This is a genomic window from Variovorax sp. GW821-FHT09A10, assembly GCF_059418385.1.
Map to the genome: position 1 here is coordinate 253,925 of NZ_JBWKPT010000005.1, position 17,598 is coordinate 271,522.

Annotated in this window: 15 protein-coding genes and 1 tRNA gene; 12 read left to right on the top strand and 4 right to left on the bottom strand. The window is 64.6% G+C overall.

The window, feature by feature from the left end:
• Window positions 1-5 precede the first annotated feature (5 nt).
• The 7 genes from AC07Q9_RS20855 (at window position 6) to AC07Q9_RS20885 (ending at window position 7,433) form a co-directional block, all read left to right on the top strand.
• Window positions 6-929 carry a branched-chain amino acid ABC transporter permease gene (locus AC07Q9_RS20855; protein WP_062469725.1) on the top strand — a complete coding sequence of 308 codons (924 nt, stop codon included), beginning with the start codon at window positions 6-8 and terminating at the stop codon, window positions 927-929.
• The gene (locus tag AC07Q9_RS20860) at window positions 926-2,707 is read left to right on the top strand and encodes a branched-chain amino acid ABC transporter ATP-binding protein/permease (protein WP_095948048.1); all 1,782 of its coding nucleotides are present in this window, start codon (window positions 926-928) and stop codon (window positions 2,705-2,707) included. Before AC07Q9_RS20855 ends, AC07Q9_RS20860 begins: the two co-directional genes overlap by 4 nt.
• 20 nt (window positions 2,708-2,727) lie before the next feature.
• Window positions 2,728-3,438 (top strand): ABC transporter ATP-binding protein, encoded by a 711-nt coding sequence (locus AC07Q9_RS20865; protein ID WP_492730914.1) that lies wholly within the window; start codon window positions 2,728-2,730, stop codon window positions 3,436-3,438.
• Between the two features lie 28 nt (window positions 3,439-3,466).
• Window positions 3,467-4,435: an MBL fold metallo-hydrolase gene (locus AC07Q9_RS20870; protein WP_095746773.1), complete on the top strand. Its 969-nt coding sequence runs from the start codon at window positions 3,467-3,469 to the stop codon at window positions 4,433-4,435.
• A gap of 161 nt (window positions 4,436-4,596) precedes the next feature.
• On the top strand, window positions 4,597-5,520 hold the full coding sequence (locus AC07Q9_RS20875) for a DMT family transporter (protein ID WP_495311671.1): 924 nt from the start codon (window positions 4,597-4,599) through the stop codon (window positions 5,518-5,520).
• A gap of 9 nt (window positions 5,521-5,529) precedes the next feature.
• Window positions 5,530-6,714 (top strand): NADH:flavin oxidoreductase/NADH oxidase, encoded by a 1,185-nt coding sequence (locus AC07Q9_RS20880; protein WP_495311672.1) that lies wholly within the window; start codon window positions 5,530-5,532, stop codon window positions 6,712-6,714.
• Window positions 6,711-7,433, top strand: coding sequence for an EthD domain-containing protein (locus tag AC07Q9_RS20885; protein WP_495311673.1), 723 nt, complete (start codon window positions 6,711-6,713; stop codon window positions 7,431-7,433). The genes AC07Q9_RS20880 and AC07Q9_RS20885 overlap by 4 nt, the downstream gene beginning before the upstream one ends.
• Here AC07Q9_RS20885 and AC07Q9_RS20890 read toward each other — a convergent pair.
• Window positions 7,396-7,797 carry a hypothetical protein gene (locus AC07Q9_RS20890; protein ID WP_495311674.1) on the bottom strand — a complete coding sequence of 134 codons (402 nt, stop codon included), beginning with the start codon at window positions 7,795-7,797 and terminating at the stop codon, window positions 7,396-7,398. The genes AC07Q9_RS20885 and AC07Q9_RS20890 overlap by 38 nt on opposite strands.
• A 345-nt stretch (window positions 7,798-8,142) precedes the next feature.
• The gene (locus tag AC07Q9_RS20895) at window positions 8,143-8,589 is read right to left on the bottom strand and encodes a very short patch repair endonuclease (RefSeq protein WP_495311675.1); all 447 of its coding nucleotides are present in this window, start codon (window positions 8,587-8,589) and stop codon (window positions 8,143-8,145) included.
• Between the two features lie 261 nt (window positions 8,590-8,850).
• Here AC07Q9_RS20895 and AC07Q9_RS20900 point away from each other — a divergent pair, with 261 nt between their 5' ends.
• A complete protein-coding gene (locus AC07Q9_RS20900) occupies window positions 8,851-9,744 on the top strand; it encodes a hypothetical protein (RefSeq protein ID WP_495311676.1) in 894 nt (297 codons plus the stop codon).
• A 19-nt stretch (window positions 9,745-9,763) separates the two neighbouring features.
• Here AC07Q9_RS20900 and AC07Q9_RS20905 read toward each other — a convergent pair whose 3' ends face one another.
• On the bottom strand, window positions 9,764-10,951 hold the full coding sequence (locus AC07Q9_RS20905; RefSeq protein ID WP_495311677.1) for a DNA cytosine methyltransferase: 1,188 nt from the start codon (window positions 10,949-10,951) through the stop codon (window positions 9,764-9,766).
• A 219-nt stretch (window positions 10,952-11,170) separates the two neighbouring features.
• Here AC07Q9_RS20905 and AC07Q9_RS20910 point away from each other — a divergent pair, with 219 nt between their 5' ends.
• Genes AC07Q9_RS20910 through AC07Q9_RS20925 form a run of 4 tightly spaced genes read left to right on the top strand, consistent with a single transcriptional unit; the run spans window position 11,171 to window position 17,131 of the window.
• Window positions 11,171-13,459: an ATP-binding protein gene (locus AC07Q9_RS20910; RefSeq protein WP_307584516.1), complete on the top strand. Its 2,289-nt coding sequence runs from the start codon at window positions 11,171-11,173 to the stop codon at window positions 13,457-13,459.
• On the top strand, window positions 13,456-14,637 hold the full coding sequence (locus AC07Q9_RS20915) for a hypothetical protein (RefSeq protein ID WP_495311678.1): 1,182 nt from the start codon (window positions 13,456-13,458) through the stop codon (window positions 14,635-14,637). The genes AC07Q9_RS20910 and AC07Q9_RS20915 overlap by 4 nt, the downstream gene beginning before the upstream one ends.
• The gene (locus AC07Q9_RS20920; protein WP_307584520.1) at window positions 14,634-15,365 is read left to right on the top strand and encodes a hypothetical protein; all 732 of its coding nucleotides are present in this window, start codon (window positions 14,634-14,636) and stop codon (window positions 15,363-15,365) included. Before AC07Q9_RS20915 ends, AC07Q9_RS20920 begins: the two co-directional genes overlap by 4 nt.
• A complete protein-coding gene (locus tag AC07Q9_RS20925; protein WP_495311679.1) occupies window positions 15,359-17,131 on the top strand; it encodes an Eco57I restriction-modification methylase domain-containing protein in 1,773 nt (590 codons plus the stop codon). The genes AC07Q9_RS20920 and AC07Q9_RS20925 overlap by 7 nt, the downstream gene beginning before the upstream one ends.
• A gap of 357 nt (window positions 17,132-17,488) precedes the next feature.
• Here the strand turns inward: AC07Q9_RS20925 and AC07Q9_RS20930 are convergent.
• A tRNA-Arg gene (locus AC07Q9_RS20930) sits at window positions 17,489-17,563 on the bottom strand.
• Between the last annotated feature and the right edge of the window lie 35 nt (window positions 17,564-17,598).

Sequence of the window (17,598 nt, forward strand, 5' to 3'; positions counted from 1 at the left end):
ACACCATGGTTGAAGCGCTCCTGCAGGCGCTCATCAGCGGGCTCGCCGTCGGCGGTGCCTATGCGCTGGTGGCGCTCGGATTCAGCATCACGTTCACGACGACCAAGACGCTGAACTTCTCGCACGGCGAGTTCGTCTCGGCCGGCGCGTTCATCGGCATGAGCGCGCTGTTCCTCGTGCTGGGCAAGCCGCTCAGTTCCACCACCTTCGGCGACGCCGTGCCCGGCGCGGGCGCGCAGCTGTTTGCGCTGGTCGCCGCGCTCGGCGTGATGGGCCTGTTGGGCTGGCTGCTCTACGTGCTCGGCGTGCGCCCGTTCGCGGGCCGCCCCGGCATGGCCTGGGTCATGAGCACGCTGGGTTTCGGCGTGATCCTGCAGAGCGTGGGGCTGGCCATCTGGGGCCCGAAGCCCGTGGTGGTGCCCGCGCCCGTGGGCGACACCGTGATCCGCATGTTCGGCGTGGGCGTGCGCCCGCAGGAACTGCTCACGCTGGGCGTGGCCGTGGTCGTGATGATCGGCTTCGACCGCGTGATGAACCGCACCATGATCGGCAAGGCCATGCGCGCCGTGGCGCAGAACGGCAACGTCGCCAGCCTCATGGGCATCAACACCAACGCCATGATGATCGGCGCCTTCGTCGTCAGCTCGGCGCTGGCGGGGCTGTCGGGCTTCCTGCTCGCGCCCATCGCGCAGGCGTCGCTCTTCATGGGGCTGACCGTGGGGCTCAAGGGTTTCTCGGGCGCCATGATCGGCGGCCTGAGCAACCCGCGCGGCTGCGTCATCGGCGGCTTCCTGCTGGGCGTGCTCGAGTCGATGGTGAACCTCTGGCAGGCGCAGTGGCGCGAGGTCGCGGTGTTCGCGCTCGTCATCCTGGTGCTGGCTTTCCGGCCCACGGGCCTGTTCGGCCGCTCGACGGTGGAGAAGGTATGAAGCGCCTTGCCCATCCCGCCGCCGTGGTGCTGGTGGCGGCCGTGCTGTGCGGCCTGGTCTCGCTGTCCGGCAACGACTACTACCTGCGCATCGCCTTCATGATGTGCGTCTACTACCTGTGCGCCGCCGGCATGAACGTGCTGGTCGGCTACGCAGGCCAGAAATCGCTGGGCCAGGCAGGCCTGTTCGCGGCCGGCGCCTACGCGGTCGCGCTCATCACCTCGCGCACCGAGCTGAGCCCGTGGCTCGCGCTGGTGATCGCGGCTGTCGTCTCCGGCGTGTGCGGCGTGCTCATCGCGCTGCCTTCGCTGCGCGTGAAGGGGCCGTACCTCGCGATGGTCACGCTGGCCTTCGGCATCGTGGTCGAGAAGCTCGTGGGCGAATGGACCGACGTGTTCGGCGGCGCGCAGGGCATCTACGGCATCCGCCCGCTGACCTGGAACGGACAGCCGCTGAGCAGCGTGCAATGGGTGATCCTGGGCATCGTGCTCAGCGCCGCGCTGCACCTGCTGCTGCGCAACCTGCTGCAGGGCCGCTTCGGCCGAGCGCTGCTGTCGCTGCAGGCGGACGAGATCGCCTCGTCGTCGGTGGGCGTGCGCGTGTACCGCGCCAAGGTCATGGCCTTCGTGGTCGCGGCCGTCACCTGCGGCATCGCGGGCGCGCTCGTGGCGCAGCAGAACCAGTACATCAACTCCGACTTCATCACCTTCCACCTGTCGATCTTCATCCTGCTCTTGGTGCTGTTCGGCGGCGCAGGCTCGATGTACGGCCCCATCGTGGGCGCGGTGCTGCTCACGGCGACCGACGCGCTGCTCGCGCGCTGGCCCTCGGCGCAGCACTTCCTGTACGGCTTCCTGCTGCTGTTCGCGCTCTACGTGATGCCGGGCGGCGTGGTGGGCCTGTTCAACAAGTGGTTCCTGAAGTCGCGCCACCGCGGCGAAGGGGCGGGCGGCAACGGCGTGCCGGGGCAGATCGGTCCCGGCGGCGAAGGCGAGCTGCTGGTGGTGCAGGGTGTGACCAAGTCGTATGGCGGCGTGAAGCCGGCGCAGGACGTGTCGTTCCGCCTGCAGCGCGGCCACATCCACGCGCTCATCGGCCCGAACGGCGCCGGCAAGAGCACCATGATCAACATGCTCACCGGCGTGGTCGAACCCGACGCGGGCGTGATCCGCTTCCTGGGCCGCAACATCGTGGGCCAGCCGGCGCACACCATCTGCTGCCTGGGCATGGGCCGCACCTTCCAGAACCTGCGTTTGTTCGCCGACCTCTCGGTGCTCGACAACGTGATGCTCGGGCGGCACAGCCGCATGAGCAACGGCTTCCTGTCGTCGCTCGTGGCCTGGCCCACGGCCGGCAAGCAGGAGCGCGCCACGCGCGAACGCGCGCTGCAGCTGCTCGACCTCGTGGGCCTGGGCCACCTGGCGCACTGGCCCGCCGGCAGCCTGCCCTACGGTCTGCAGCGCCGCGTGGAGCTGGCGCGCGCGCTGGCCACCGAGCCGCAGCTGCTGCTGCTCGACGAGCCCGCCGCCGGCCTCAACCCGCAGGAAACCGCCGAGCTCGGCGAACTGCTGGTGCGCATCGGCAAGTGCGGCGTGTCCATCCTGATGGTGGAGCACCACATGGACCTGGTGATGTCGATCTCCGACCACGTGATCGTGCTCGACTACGGCGTGAAGATCGCCGAAGGCAAGCCCGCCGAGGTGCAGTCGAACCCGCGCGTGGTCGAGGCCTACCTGGGCGTGGACGACGAAGAAGACATGGCCGCCGTGCCCGCCTGAGCCAGAGGACCGAAACCATCATGTTGAAAATCGAATCGGTGAAGGTCTCGTACGGCGCCATCGAGGCCGTCAAGGGCGTGAGCCTGGAAGTGCGCGCGGGCGAGGTCGTCACCATCATCGGCGCCAACGGCGCCGGCAAGAGCACGCTGCTCAAGAGCATCGTCGGGCTGGAGCCCGTGGCCGAAGGCCGCGTGCTCATCGACGGCAAGGACTGCACGCACGTGCCCGCGCACCAGCGCGTGGGCCTGGGCGTGGCGCTGTCGCCCGAGGGGCGCGGCGTGTTCCCCGACCAGACCGTGCGCGAGAACCTGATGCTGGGCGCCTACTCGCGCCGCAGCGACAAGGCCTTCGTGGAGCGCGCCATCGAACGCGAGTTCGCGCGCTTTCCGCGCCTGAAGGAGCGTGCCCACCAGCTCTCCGGCACGCTGTCGGGCGGCGAGCAGCAGATGCTCGCGATCGCCCGCGCGCTCATGAGCGAGCCGCGCCTGCTGCTGCTCGACGAGCCCTCGCTGGGCCTGGCGCCGCTCATCATCAAGGACATCTTCGACGCCATCCGCCAGCTGCGCAGCTCGGGTCTCACGATCCTGCTGGTGGAACAGATGGCCAAGCAGGCGCTGGGCGTGGCCGACCGCGCCTACGTGCTCGAAACCGGCTGCATCACGCTCGAAGGCTCCGGCCGCGAGCTGCTCGACAACCCCAAGGTGAAGTCGGCGTACCTCGGTACGCATTGAATTCATCGCTCACATCAAAGGACCATCCATGACCACCAAGAAATTCGCCAGCCAGGCCGACCTCGAAGAAAAGAAAGTCTCGTTCACCCGCCTCTCGGAGAACGCCTACGCCTACACCGCCGAGGGCGACCCCAACACCGGCGTCTTCATCGGCGACGAGGCCGTGATGGTGGTCGACACCCAGGCCACGCCCGCGATGGCGCAGGACGTGATCCGCCGCATCCGCGAAGTCACGCCGCTGCCCATCAAGTACGTGCTGCTGAGCCACTACCACGCGGTGCGCGTGCTGGGCGCGTCGGCGTACTTCAAGGAAGGCGCCGAGCAGATCCTGGCCAGCCGCGACACCTACGACCTGATCGTCGAGCGCGGCGAGCAGGACAAGGCCAGCGAGATCGGCCGCTTCCCGCGCCTGTTCCGCAACGTCGAGTCGGTGCCCGCCGGCCTCACCTGGCCCACCATGACCTTCGATGGCACGATGAGCGTGTGGCTCGGCAAGAAGCTCGAAGTGAAGATCGCGCAGGTCGGCCGCGGCCACACCAAGGGCGACACCATCGCCTACCTCGAAGACCAGAAGATCTGTTTCGCCGGCGACCTCGTCGAATACCAGAGCACCGCCTACGCGGGCGACTGCTACTTCCGCGACTGGCCCACCACGCTGGACCGCCTGGCCGGCTTCGGCTTCGAAAAGCTGGTGCCCGGCCGCGGCGCCGCGCTGGAAAACGCCGCCGACGTGCGCAAGGCCATCGCCTCGACGCGCGCCTTCATCTCCGACGTCTACACGCTGGTGAACAACGGCGTGGCCGAGGGCAAGTCGCTCAACGTGATCTACAAGGAAACCGTGGCCGCACTGCGCCCGACCTACGGCCACTGGGTGATCTTCGACCACTGCATGCCCTTCGACGTGACCCGTGCCTACGACGAGGCCACGGGCCATGTGCACCCGCGCATCTGGACGGCCGAGCGCGACATCGAGATGTGGAACGCCCTCGAAAGCTAGGATGTTCTCCCCCAGGCTTCGCGCACTTCGTGTCGCTTCGCCAACCCCCTCACCGGGGGCAACACCAGCGGCCCGGCAAAGCCGGTTCCGCGGTGTTCCTGGCCTTGGCTGCGCCAGTTTCGCGTGTCGTGAATCGTGCGAAGCGCGTTGGAAGCTCTGAGATGAATGCAGTCGTGCCCTCGCACGGCGCCACGCCCGCGTCCGTGCAGGGCTGGATGCTGCTCGCGATGCTGGTGTGGGGCGTGAACGTGTCCGCCGTGAAGGCGCTCACCGCCTCCTTCGAGACGCTGCCGCTGGCGGCACTGCGCATGGGCGTGGCGTGCATCGCGCTCAGCGCCATCGTGCTGTGGCGGCGCGGCGGCGTGCCCCGGCTCACGGCGCGGCAACTCGCGGTGATGGCGGGCTGTGCGTTCCTCATGGTCTACGGCAACCAGATCCTGTTCGCGCAGGGGCTGCTGCGCTCCACCGCCACCAACGGCGCACTCATCATGGCGCTGAGCCCGCTGGTGTCGGCGCTGATGGCCGCGCTGGTCTTCGGCGAGCGCTTCACGGCGCGCCGCATGGTGGGCGTGGCGCTGGGCTTCGCGGGCGTGGCGGCGGTGGTGCTGAGCCACCCGGGCGCGGGGCTGTCGAGCGCGGGCATCGGCGACCTGATGCTCGCGCTGTCGGTGGTGAGCTTCGCGGTCGGCGGCGTGGGCGTGCAGCGGCTGGCGCGGCAGGTCGACCCGCTGTCGATCAGCTGGGTCATCTACCTCATCGGCACGTTCATGCTCGTCGTGCATACCCTGCTCGGGCCGTCGCGGCTCGGCGCGGCGCAGCTCTTTCCCGGCCTGTGGCCGTGGGCGCTCGTGCTGTTCTCGGGCATCGCGGCCACCGCCGCGGGCAACCTCATCTGGAACCGTGCGATCTCCGTCATCGGCGTGGCGCGCACGGCCGTCTTTCTCTACTGGGTGCCGGTGTTCGGCGTGCTGTTCGCGGCGCTGCTGCTGGGCGAAGTGCTCACGTGGTGGCACCTGTTCGGCTTTGCCGCGGTGATGAGCGGCACCTGGCTCGGCACGCGGCCGGTGGCCGCGCCGGCCCCTTGATTCCTTCACATGCCTGATTCATCTCTTCCCCTGCTGTTCCAGCCCTTGCAGCTGCGCGAGCTCACGCTGGCCAACCGCATCGTCATCTCGCCCATGTGCCAGCACGCCGCCGAGCGCGGCCATGCCACACCGTGGCACCTGGTGCACCTGGGCAAGTTCGCGCTCGGCGGCGCGGGCCTGATCCTCACCGAGAGCACCGCCGTCGATCCGCGCGGGCGCATCGGCACCGCCGACCTCGGCCTGTGGAACGACAGCCAGATCGCGCCGCTGAAGGCCGTGGTCGATTTCGTCCACGCGCAGGGCAGCGCCATCGGCGTGCAGCTGGCGCACGCGGGCCGCAAGGCCGGCAGCGAGCCGCTGTGGGAGGGCGGTGCCGCCATCGACCCGGCGCGCATGGCGGCCGACGAAGAACCCTGGGAGCGCCTGGGCCCCAGCGCGCTCGCGGCCGGCCCCGGCTGGTCGGCGCCGCGCGCGCTCGACGCCGCAGACATGGCCGAGGTCGTGCAGCGTTTTGTCGATGCCACCGTGCGCGCCGACCAGGCCGGCTTCGACGTGGTCGAACTGCACTTCGGCCATGGCTACCTGGTGGCGAGCTTCCTGTCGCCCAACGCCAACCACCGCGACGACGCGCTCGGCGGCAGCCGCGACAACCGCATGTCGCTCGCACTGGAAATCGCGCAGCGCGTGCGCGCCGCATGGCCCGCCGGCAAGCCGCTGTTCTGCCGCCTCTCGGCCGTGGACGGCACGCTCGACGGCTGGAACCTCGACGATTCGGTGGTGCTCGCGCGCGCGCTGAAGCGCTGCGGCGTCGACGTGATCGATTGCTCGTCGGGCGGCCTCACCGAAGAAACGCGCGCACTGCCCGTGCCGCGCGGCCTGGGCTTCCAGGTGCCGTTCTCTGAACGCATCCGGCGCGAGGCCGGCGTGGTCACGCAGGCCGTCGGGATGATCGTCGACGCGCAACAGGCCGAAGCCGTGCTCGCCGCCGGACAGGCCGACCTCGTCGCGCTCGGCCGCGAAGCCCTGTTCGACCCCTACTGGCCGCACCACGCGGCCGCCGCACTCGGTGCCGATCCGCAGTACCAGCGCTGGCCTGTGCGCCACGGCGTGTGGCTCGCCAAGCGCGCGCCCGGCCTGGCGCGTGCGCGCGCCGAAGCGCAGAACGCGCAACCCCACAAGGAGACCGACCGATGACCGAACCCACGACGACCACGACCCTGCGCATGGGCCTGATCCGCAAGCAGCCCGGCTGGGCCGACGAGGCCTTCAGCCGCCACTGGCGCGAACGCCACGGCCCGCTCGTCGCGCGCCTGCCCACGCTGCGCGCCTACCGCCAGAACCGCGTGACCGACAGGCTGCAGCGCGGCATCGACTTCGCGCGTGGCCCGTGGGACTTCGATGGCTTCTCGCAGCTGCAGTTCGATGCGGCGGCGCAGGCCGATGCGGCCTTCAACACCGGCGAGCTGGCGGCAGAAATCCGCGCCGATGAGCGCCACTTTCTGGGCGGGCTGCACATCGTGACGGTCGAGCAGACCGAGGTCATCGCGCCGCCGTCGTCCGCATCGTCGGCGGGGCCGGCGATGCTCAAGCGCATTTCGACCCTGCGCCGCCCGGTCGCGCAGTCCGAAGAAGACTTCCGCCGCGAATGGAAGGTACACGCCGACCACGTGCGCCGCATGCCCGGCGTGGCCGGCTACCGCCAGAACGTGGTGGTAGCGCGCGAGTTCGAGAAGGGCACGCCCTGCGGCTACGCCGAGCTGCCGATCGACGGCATCGTGGAACTGTGGTTCGAGAACACCAACACGCTGAACGCCGCGTTCGCCTCGCCCGAAGGCCAGCGCACCATGGCGCACGCCAAGACCTTCCTGGCGGAGATCACGGCCTTTGTGGTGGAGGAGTTTCGGGTGGTGTGAAGGCCGCGCGTGCGTAGTGCACCGACGTGCTCAGCGCCGGGATCACCGGCTGATAGGCGGCGGGGTGCGAGACCCGCGCGGGGACCGTGCCGATGGGCGCGATCTCGCGGGGCCGGGCGGGCGCCGTGGCCTCTTCGGGCTCCATGCCGCGCCCGGGCGGCTCGGGCAGGAACACCCCGCGCCGCAGCGACCAGATGCAGGCGCCCAGGCGCAGCAGCTTTTCGACCTTCACGTCATGCGCCGGATCGTCCGGCGACTCCTGCGCAATCAGCTCGCCCAGCTGCGTGAGTGCATCGGCAGGCGTCATGCCGCGCCCGATCCGTGCCACTTCCACCATGGCCGCCAAGGCCTCGGTCTTGTTCATTGTGTGCCCCCTGTTGTTTGTCTCTTGCTACGAAGGAAAGCATGTCGTTACGCAATGCATCTAAAAGTAGTCCATCGCGCCGTCGGGTCGTCGATTGAAATCGCGTCCCTGCGCGGGGCGGGGCGTACGCGGGTGCTGTGCCGTGCGTTGTCTCCGTTCCAGCAGACTGTTAGCGCCAGTGCAATCGAGATCAGCGGTTTAGCTGGTCAAGATTGCACTGGCACTAACAGATAGACCAACTCTTGATCAAACTGCGGGCCGTACGAAAATCGCTTGCCGCTTCGCGCAGTTGAAAACGGCGCGGGGCCTGCGAACGACTGCGCGGTCGAACACGAGGGGGTGCGGTCATCGCATCGAGACCTTATGCGGCGAAGCAGCTGAACCACGAATCGTTTTTACGAGGGCTTCGACGGAGAGCCGCAGGTTTGCTGGCTTCGTCTCGCATTCCCATACCGTCAGTACGCGCCATCCTTGCTCCTCCAGATCCGATTCCTTACGTCGGTCACGTTCTCGGTTGGCGGAAATCTTCAGCGCCCAGTATTCTGTGTTCGACGACGGAGCGCATCCCGCTGGACAGTCGTGTCCGTGCCAAAAGCACCCGTGAACGAAGACGGCGGTGCGGTACTTCGGAAAGACGATATCGGGCTTACCCGGTAGTAACCGCGGATGCAAAACGTATCGCAGACCTGCCGCGTGAAGCGCCTTGCGGAGTACCAGCTCGGGCTTGGTGTCCTTCTGCTTGACGCGCGACATCAACTGACTTCTCGCTTCCGGGGTCAGGTTGTCGGCCATAGCGGCGATTCTCTCCGGTTAAACTGTACGCGTGTATGCATCTACGCGTGCTTTCGCGTTCTCCATGGCCCAGCAGTTACCGCGCAGGCGTTCTAACCCAGTTTCCGCAGCTCCCACGGAGCCGGAGGACGCGGTGCGTATTTCCGTGTTGATCACGAAGGACGAGCGCCAGCGGCTGAAGGTCATGGCGGCTTCGCGCGGCGTGACGATCAGCGAGGTGATTCGTCAGGGCATTGCGCGATTCCTTGGGAGCGTTTCTTAGTGGAGATGTACGGCCCGGGGCTTTTAGCTCGAACCCTCGGCAAGCCGACCTCCGGCACCGGCGCCAGCAAATTCGCGCACGGAAACGAGTGGCAATACCATTCGCGCAGTGACAGGCACTCTAAGATCGCTTGCTGGGGCTTGGTCTTCGACATGATGCGTCACTGCTCGTTGTTGAGGGAGCACGCTGCCGAAGCCAAAGTGGGCTTGGGCATCAACCATGAGATGCACGACTTCCGGAACAACAAGAAAAAGAATCTGGATTTGGTGATCTGCACACGTGCGCCGCTCGAATCCAGCGGCGGCTCCAAGGCGGGCGCTCGCAAGGCCGCGGATTTCGCAGCCCTCGCGAGCGTTTACGGCATCGACCTAACGCCTAAGGAGTCGGACGAGCTTCACGCTTTGCCCACGCTGGCTCGCTCCGGCGTGTCGTCGGTTCTCGTAGCGACTGAGGCGAAGGCGGCGATGACTGCTCATCAAAAGGCCCGCCCGCGCCTTCATGACGAGCTGACCAGTTCGCACCAGACCATTCATGGGGACAACAGCGAGGCCATCGCCGCGGGCATCGTTCTCGTGAACGCGTCCGAGACGTTCATCTCGCCAGATCGAAACGAATGGCCCCTCGGTTCCGTCCCGACACGAATCTCGGTCCATAAGGCAAACGCGGCGACGTTGATCCTGGAGGGGCTCGAAAAGCTTCAATGCAGAGCGAAGATCGACGACGACGGCTTCGACGCGGTCGGCGTCGTAGTGATCGCATGCCGCAACGACGGTAGCGTAGTCAGGGTCGTGACCGAGTCGCCGCCCGCCCCCGGCCCGACGGCCAACTTCGACTACGCGAGATTCGTCAGGCGACTCGCTCAGCTCTACGCGACGCGCTTCGCGCGGATTTAGGACGAAGCGGCTTCCGCTGCTACGCGGCTTTGCGCAAGTTCGCTGCCGGTGCCTTGTCCTCTAACCCGGTGACGACGTCGAGATGCTTTTCGACGGCCTCGATGAAGCCCGGAGCGAACCGCAGCGTCGCGCGGCGCGTGCGTTCGAGAAACCCCGACGTCGCTCTACGCGATAGCAAGGTGTAGTCGCGCCCGATCAACGCTTCGAGGCTGTCCGATCGCAGGCCCAGCGGATCCGGCCCGATGTCGACCATGTAGCGCTTCTTCCCGTCGAACCGAGCGGCTCGCGGCGCACGGCCGGTTTCGGGGAAAGCCGCATCCCTGCTCTTGTCGTACGAGCCGGGGTTGTTCAACTGGCGTCCGATCCAACGCGGCACCGGCACGCTCACCGCATTGCCAACGAGCGCCCACCGCATGGACGGCTTGGCCACCGTCTCAGCGGCCTGCGTCCAGTCGGCATCGAAGCCCTGGAGCGCCTCTGCCGCGCGAATGCCCGGCTTGACGATAGCGCCACTGCGCATCAGAACGGCGGGCGGGCTGGCGATACCGATCGTGCTGCCGTTCTTGAGGGTGGGAATGGCGTCGACCGCCCAGCCCAAGCCACCGCGCCCTTCCGTCCAATAAAACCCGTGCGCGAATTTCTTCAGATCGGTGACAGGTCTCGCCAGCGGGTTGTCGTCCGACAGCAGCACGTCCTCCGGGTTGCCTTCCGTTGTCGCAACGAGATACACCCGTTCGCGTCGCTGTGGGAGCCCGAATCCGTTAGTGTCGACGACCCGGTAGGCCCATCGATATTTCAGGCGCTCGAACTCGCCGATGATGGCTCTCATCGCATCGCCGCCGCCGAGCTGGAGCATAAACGGCACGTTCTCGACGACGACCCAAGGCACGGGACGTCGAGCCTTCTTGCGCTTCTCGAGGAGACGAAAAACCTCCCCGATCAAGCCGCTGCGGTGGCCGGCTAGGCCCGCAGTGTTGCCCGCCTGGGAAAGGTCCTGGCAAGGGAACCCGGCGGTGACGATCTCGATGTCGCTAGAGAGCGCATTCATGTCGACGATGTCGGAGACGAGCTCGGCGCCGGGGAAGCGGTGCTTGAGCACCGCCTGTGATGTCGGGAGGATGTCGCATAGCAGCTCGGCCGCGTGCCCCGACTCGGCCAAGCCCAGTTCGAACCCACCAATACCCGCGAACAATCCTGCTACTTTCATGGATTGCATCCTACCATCACACACGCTTAAAATGTGTAAACGCATATGTATGTATTGGCATATATCTGGCATCTGCGACGAAGGGCTCAGACACCGGTGGAGGAGGCGGTTCTATCTGTGCCGGCGGGCCTTGAATTCCCTCAGGCAAAATGACGATTTTTAGTCTGCGCCCGGCAAGTACAAACGGTCGTCGATCAACAGGCTTAGAGGGGGACCCGCGTGGCCGCATTCACAGTCGACACGAAACTGTTCCAGGAGTTGGGAGAGCTTCTGGTCGCCAAAGAGTCGACTGCGCTTACCGAGTTGATCAAGAACTCGTACGATGCGGACGCCACTGTCGTAACGGTCCACGGCTCGAATCTGAAAGACGGCGCCAAGGGTTCCATCGCCGTGACAGACGATGGCTCAGGTATGGCCCAGGCCGACTTCGAGAATGGGTTCCTGCGAATCGCGGGCCGAACCAAAGTCGCGTCGGATCGGCGTTCTCTGGTGTTCGGCAGGCGTTTTACGGGCGAAAAGGGCGTGGGCCGACTAGCGGCCCACAAACTCGCCAGGCGCCTGGCGATTCGTTCGTCGAAGGCCCAACACGCGGAACGAGGAGCAGAGGTGCTGCCTGCCGCCATCGAAACCGTAGTCGCATCCATCGATTGGGACGCGATCGAAGCGCTCGAAACGCTCGACCAGGTACCGGCATCGAATGCGGTTCTCGTCAAGGTCGAGAAGCAGACAAAAGGGAAGTCGATCCCGAGCGGAACGTCGCTGCTGATGACCCCGCTCCGCAGGGGCTGGACGCAGCGCACGATCGAGAGCTTTCTCAAGGAGGCGGTGACGCTGGCACCTACTCCCGTTCTGTGGGACAAACTGCCCGAAGACATCGTGACCGAGCCTTTGCTGTTCAAGAAGGTGCCGGTTCGCGACCAGCTGAAAGACCCGGGTTTTAGGATTCAGTTTTCGGGTGATCTCGCAGTTCCAGACGTCTTCTCGCCCGACATCGCAGCGTCCGCGGGGTGGATCGCCGAGATCGATTTCGAACGCAAAACGGGCTTACTGCGAGTCGCGATCGCGCCTACCAAGGCCACGCATTTGAAATTCAAGGATTCCGCCGGATTTCGGTTCGAGCAGCACTTGGGCAAGGAGTCAGGTCCGACCTTCAGGGCGAGAATTTTGCAGCGCTCGAATACGGTGTGGGATCCTGTGGTTCAAGGTATACGTGTCTTCATGGAAGGCTTTCGTGTCCCTCCCTACGGTGACGCGACGGACGATTGGCTGGGCCTGGATCGCGACTACAAGTCGCGCGCACGCCGCCGCCTGACGTCGCTCGATCGAATCGAGGCGCCGGACCTTCCGGAAGCGAATGAAACCGAGGAACTCGTGTTGCAAGGGAGCTCCGCTTACATGGGTGCTGTTTTCCTGCAGAGATCGAGCTCTCCCGAGCTGCAAATGCTTGTCAATCGCGAGGGATTCCTAGCGGGCCCCGGCTTGGATTTCGTTACGGAATGGGTGAGAGTAACGACCGATTTGATCGTTCGCCTAGGTCACTCCGTGAGGCGTGACGTGAAGGAGGTCAAGCGCGTAGACCGCGAACGTCAAGAGGCCATCGCCAAGAGGGCGGACGTCGGCGAGTCGCCGTCGGCCTTGCGAGTTCGCGAGAGCGCGCAGGCGGCAGCGAGTCAGTTGGACATCGTGCAGGCAGCCATCAAGTCCGGAGACTTGAAGAAGGCCGCTGCTGCGGCCAAAGCGGCCCAGCCGCATGTCGCTGAAGTAAGCGCGCTCTCGGAAGAGTTCGGCAGCGAAGCAGTCATGTGGCGGGTGTTGGCGAGCCTCGGAACCGAGCTCGCAGCCTTCGTCCACGAGATCAATGCGCTCGCGTTAGAAGCCAGTGGCATCGTCGCGGATCTCGACGATGCCATCCCCAATGTCACGACGCCCGCGGCGCTTTCGAAAATCAGGCGAGCTCGGAAGTCGGCGCTAGAACTCGCGGATCGAATTCGGCGCAACGCGATTTTCCTAGTCGATTCCACTTCGTTCCAGGGTCGACGCCGGCGCTCCCGGTTGCCGCTTCGTGAACGGTTCGATGCGGTAGTGCCGTTCTTCGCGACACGAATCAAACAAAAAGCAATTGTGTTAGAAAACGCTATAGGCGTCGACCTGAGAACGCCACCGATGTTTCCGGCTGAACTCGCGGGCATCTTCACCAACCTAGTCTCGAACGCTGTGAAGTTCACAGAGAAAGGCGGTCGGATTCGCACGCATGCGACCCTGTCGAAGGGCGTGATGGCAGTGACAGTCGAGAACACCGGCATGCACGTCGACATCGCAAAGTCGATGCGCCTCTTCGAGGCTTTTCATTCGACGACCGAGAGGCCCGATGCGGTGCTCGGACAAGGCATGGGCATGGGTCTGACCATCACGCGTGCGTTCGTCCAAGAATACGGCGGCACGATCGAATTCGTGAAGCCCAGCCCGGATTTCGCCACAGCTATTCGATTCGAAGTGCCGGTGCGATGACGAAGACGCAAGACATCCTCTATATCGACGACGCTCCCAACGAGCTTCTCACGCCAGCTAGAGCCGTCGGAGCCGACGAACGCTTCGCGGATTTCCAGCCCGCCGAGCCGGCAGCGACCCGCGCAGCAGCTAAGGCGAACCTGTGGGTTTTCGATTTCTTCAACGACGACAAGCAACGGACGGATCCCGATCTCGATGGCGTCAAGACCAACGGTCTGAGCGTTTTCCAGCAGTTCCGACTGCTAGTGGGCGACGCTCGGCCGCCGGCTGTGTTGGTCAGCAATCATCTGCCGGACGCCCTCGGCGTCGAGGTACTTCAGGCGAAGCGACACGTGCTGGCCGAGCAGGTAGGCGTCGAATGGATCGCGCCGAAGGTTGGAACCGAAAGCGATTCCATTCGTGAGATCGTCTCCCTTGCGGACGGTACGGCGCGACTTCACAAGTTGGGAGCTCGACTCCGCGAATCTCCGCCGGCGGCGTATTCGACGGATTTGGCGCGGCTGGCGCTCAAACTGCCGCAACGCGCCCGCTGGTCTGCCTCCGCGGTTCGAAACGTAGCCGAATGGAGGCCGCCGGTCTGGGTCGCGCCGCAGACCGTGAGCAAGCCCGGAGCACCGACGGTGCGCCCCGACATCAGGCTGGCGCGCGACGTGATCGCCTGGATGGTGCGACACGTCCTGCCCTATCCGAGCTTCCTGGTTCGAGAACGTCATATCGCCGTTCGTCTGCGGCTGACGCTCGCCTGCTTGAGGCAGGCGCTCGCCACCGAAACAGAATTGTCGAAGCTGCTCGGCAAAGTGCATTACAACGGAATCCTGCACGATTTTGCCGGCTCACGATGGTGGACCGCCGGAATAGACGATATCGATTGGGATTTACCTAGAAGCGGCTCGGAACGAACGGCCGTGCTCGGGCGCCTGGTGCATCCTGTGCAGCTGGTCGAACTGGACTTGGACGATCCTGTCGTCGTTTCGGATTCCGACCTTATAGAGACGGATGAGGTCGCCGCAATTGCGGAATGCGTGCGGGCGGCGGACGAGTACTTTCCACCCCAAGCCTCACCCGCCTGGGTGCGAATTGAGGCGGCTCGAGAAGACAAGTCGCTTGCACGAAAAGTTCGTTTGGAAGACCAGGCAGACCTAGAGCCGGAGCCGCAAGCCGGGGCTGGTGAATCGTGAGCGTTCTCATCGATCTCGATGACTATTTGAAAGAGGTCCAGGCGTTTGCCCGTCTCGCCGATTCTTTCGTGGACAAGACTTCGTCTATGCACCTCTCCGACGTGGTCGGCGATCTGACTCGTCATATCGATGCGGCTCAGCCGAATTTCACTTGGAGCACGCGAGCTCCCGTCAAATTCAATCCGAGTACGGAATACGATGGGCCTGGCAGGACTTATGCACCGACTCATTTTCTTGTTTCGTTCAGCTGCGCCTTCACCCGGCCGGCAAAAAAAGTCGCCAAGGGTTGCACCGTCTGGGTAGTAACGAATTCCGCCGTACACGTCGAGATCCATCGCGCCGAGGAGCGCGCTTTCAAGATGCATTTCGACTATAAGAATCCGAACCAGTGGGGCCCGCAGATGCACTTCCAAGTGCACGAAGAAGATGTGCTGTTTCCCGTACCTCGCATTCCCACCGGTGCCTTCCTTCCTACCGATTGCGCTGACTTGATGCTCTCGGAGTTGCACACGGAAGAATGGAAGCGTCATCAGCACAAATCGACGAGCAGTGCCGATGTGTCGGTACTTCGGGACGGGCAAGAGTTCCGGACGTTGAGCTATCTGAAGGACATCGCCAAGAAGTGGGAGGACAAGCAGTTCACCCGGTTCAACATGCTTCAGCGCTATACCTCGTCCGTTGTCGCGCTTCCAACATCGCGGAATCGACCCGCAAAACCGGGATGGTGATCGCTTTCGTCGCCGAGCGCGCCGGCGTGACGAGCAAGGCCGAACATGCGCCCGCTGTCGCCTTCAAACAGCCGAAACTGCACACAGCCGGCGAGTCGAATCTGTCGAGGAAGACCGCGTCCACGAGCGGAAAGCCTTCCCTCGCGGACTTTGCAGCCGTGCATTCGCACTGCGCCGTCTACACGGCTCCTCGGGTCGCGGAGGCCATGCTCGATCGAGTCGGCTGGACGGCGAATGCGGACCTGCGGGGCCGCAGGCTGCTTGAGCCGGCTTGCGGCGACGGCTCGTTCCTATTACCGGCCATTGAGCGCCTTGTTGCCAGCCTGCGTCGACACCGAGTGTGCGACGAGCAACGGCTCGCTGATGCGATCGTCGCATTCGAGTTCGATCCCGAAACCGCGGAGGCCCTGAAGGCACGAGTGGTTGAGTTGCTCGCGAACACCGGCTTGAGCCGCAAAGTCGCGGCGCGCGTGGCTAGCGGTTGGGTGCGCTGCGAAGATTTTTTGCTAGCAAACGACCTCTCATCGTTCAGCGATGTAGTGGGCAATCCGCCATACATGCGATGGTCCAAGGTGCCGGAGAAGTTGAGACGATCGTACGAAAAATACCTGCCGGCGTACGCCGCTCGCGGTGATCTCTGCCTCGCCTTCGTCTGTCGCGCCGTCGAGCTTTTGCATCAGGACAAGGGGCACCTCGCCTTTCTTTGCGCCGACCGTTGGCTTCGGTGTGCCTATGGAGCCGAGGCCAGAGGTTCCCTTGAGAGCGCAGTTCGACTGTCGATGCATCTCGAAGTCCACGACGTCCCCGTTTTCGTCGGCACCCGAAAGGTGGGCGCATACGCTGCGATCACGATTCTCGATCGAGACCGGAAGGGGGAAGTTGTCGTCGCGCGCGCCACGTCAATCGACGATCTGTGCAAACGACTGCTGCCCGATGCCGGGCGTTCCACGGCATCTCACGCGTCACGGCTGACGGGTAGCGGAGGAGCCGTACTCGCCGGTGCGGATCTCGCGGCGACGTTCTGCAAAATCGTCGAATCCACCCCCACTCTCGCCGAAGCGGGTGTAGAGGTGCGTTGCGGTATGGCGCTCGGCTGCGCACCGGTCTTCATCGTGGAGACAGAGACGACGATCGAATCCGACCGCCTGGTGCCGTGGATCAAAACGCGGGACCTGCTCGACGACGGTACCGTCGAGCCGAGCGCACGACTGGTAGACGTTTGGAACAACGGCGAAAGCCTCGTCGATCTCGACGAGTATCCTGAGCTTCGTGCGCATCTGAAGTTTCACGAGGCAGCTCTGCAGAAGCGAGCCTGCGTCGCTGCTCCGTCGCAGTGGTATCGGACGATAGATCGACTGAGTCGGACGCGAATGAGCGCGCCGAAGATACTCGTCGCAGGCATGTCCAAATTCTCCCGGGTGGCGATGTCTCATGGAGGAGCTCAACCATCGAACGCCATCTATTCATTGAGTAGTACTGAATGGCCGTTGGCGGCGCTTTTCGCCGTGCTCAGGAGCGGGGCGCTCGATATTTTTTCGGCCGTGCTGTCGCCGAGGTTTTCCGGAGGCGTGAAGCGCTTCGATGGCAACCTCCTCCGGCAAGTACGACTTCCTCGATGGTCGGAAGTGGCGCCCTCGCTGCAAAAGCGCTTGTTGGCGCTGGATGTCGGCACGCCGACACCGCGCCCGGAACTTCTCTCGGAGCTGTACGGCATATCCCACGCGACGCACAAGAAAGCTCTCGCATCGGCAGTCGCCCGGGACTAGCTGTGATGTCTCAATAGGTTGTTCACCCGAATGGGTCTGGGAAACTGGAGGTACCACGCTTCAGGATCGCAGAGGGTCAGAGATCGGCGAAATCCAACACCCCAGGCTTGTGTGCATCGTAAAAGGTCGCACGCGGCCTGCTGATGTATGGCGGCTACGCTGGTTGTTCAGCAGGGGCGCTCGTCCCTACGAGGTTAAAATGGATGCCCCCAGGCCTTGGCGTGTTGCCCCCATAGATGCCCCCAAGTGTGTCGGATGGAGTTCCACCTTCATGGACGATCCTGGACAATTTTCCCGGTATCTCCAGGGTAAGGCTTCGGCTCGAAGCGCATCGGTGGACTTGCTTGGACGTCAGCGTGGTGCCTTCGACAGGAATCGAACCTGTATCTGAGTCTTAGGAGGACCCCGTTCTATCCATTGAACTACGAAGACGGTGTGCGCCGTTGCTGCTGCGGCGCGGCCCGCAC

Coding starts and splice junctions, on each gene's coding strand:
- AC07Q9_RS20925 (WP_495311679.1), top strand. CDS start 15,359: ATGGTGATCGCTTTCGTCGCCGAGCGCGCCGGCGTGACGAGCAAGGCC.
- AC07Q9_RS20865 (WP_492730914.1), top strand. CDS start 2,728: ATGTTGAAAATCGAATCGGTGAAGGTCTCGTACGGCGCCATCGAGGCC.
- AC07Q9_RS20860 (WP_095948048.1), top strand. CDS start 926: ATGAAGCGCCTTGCCCATCCCGCCGCCGTGGTGCTGGTGGCGGCCGTG.
- AC07Q9_RS20880 (WP_495311672.1), top strand. CDS start 5,530: ATGCCTGATTCATCTCTTCCCCTGCTGTTCCAGCCCTTGCAGCTGCGC.
- AC07Q9_RS20855 (WP_062469725.1), top strand. CDS start 6: ATGGTTGAAGCGCTCCTGCAGGCGCTCATCAGCGGGCTCGCCGTCGGC.
- AC07Q9_RS20885 (WP_495311673.1), top strand. CDS start 6,711: ATGACCGAACCCACGACGACCACGACCCTGCGCATGGGCCTGATCCGC.
- AC07Q9_RS20870 (WP_095746773.1), top strand. CDS start 3,467: ATGACCACCAAGAAATTCGCCAGCCAGGCCGACCTCGAAGAAAAGAAA.
- AC07Q9_RS20875 (WP_495311671.1), top strand. CDS start 4,597: ATGAATGCAGTCGTGCCCTCGCACGGCGCCACGCCCGCGTCCGTGCAG.
- AC07Q9_RS20890 (WP_495311674.1), bottom strand. CDS start 7,797: ATGAACAAGACCGAGGCCTTGGCGGCCATGGTGGAAGTGGCACGGATC.
- AC07Q9_RS20895 (WP_495311675.1), bottom strand. CDS start 8,589: ATGGCCGACAACCTGACCCCGGAAGCGAGAAGTCAGTTGATGTCGCGC.
- AC07Q9_RS20915 (WP_495311678.1), top strand. CDS start 13,456: ATGACGAAGACGCAAGACATCCTCTATATCGACGACGCTCCCAACGAG.
- AC07Q9_RS20905 (WP_495311677.1), bottom strand. CDS start 10,951: ATGAAAGTAGCAGGATTGTTCGCGGGTATTGGTGGGTTCGAACTGGGC.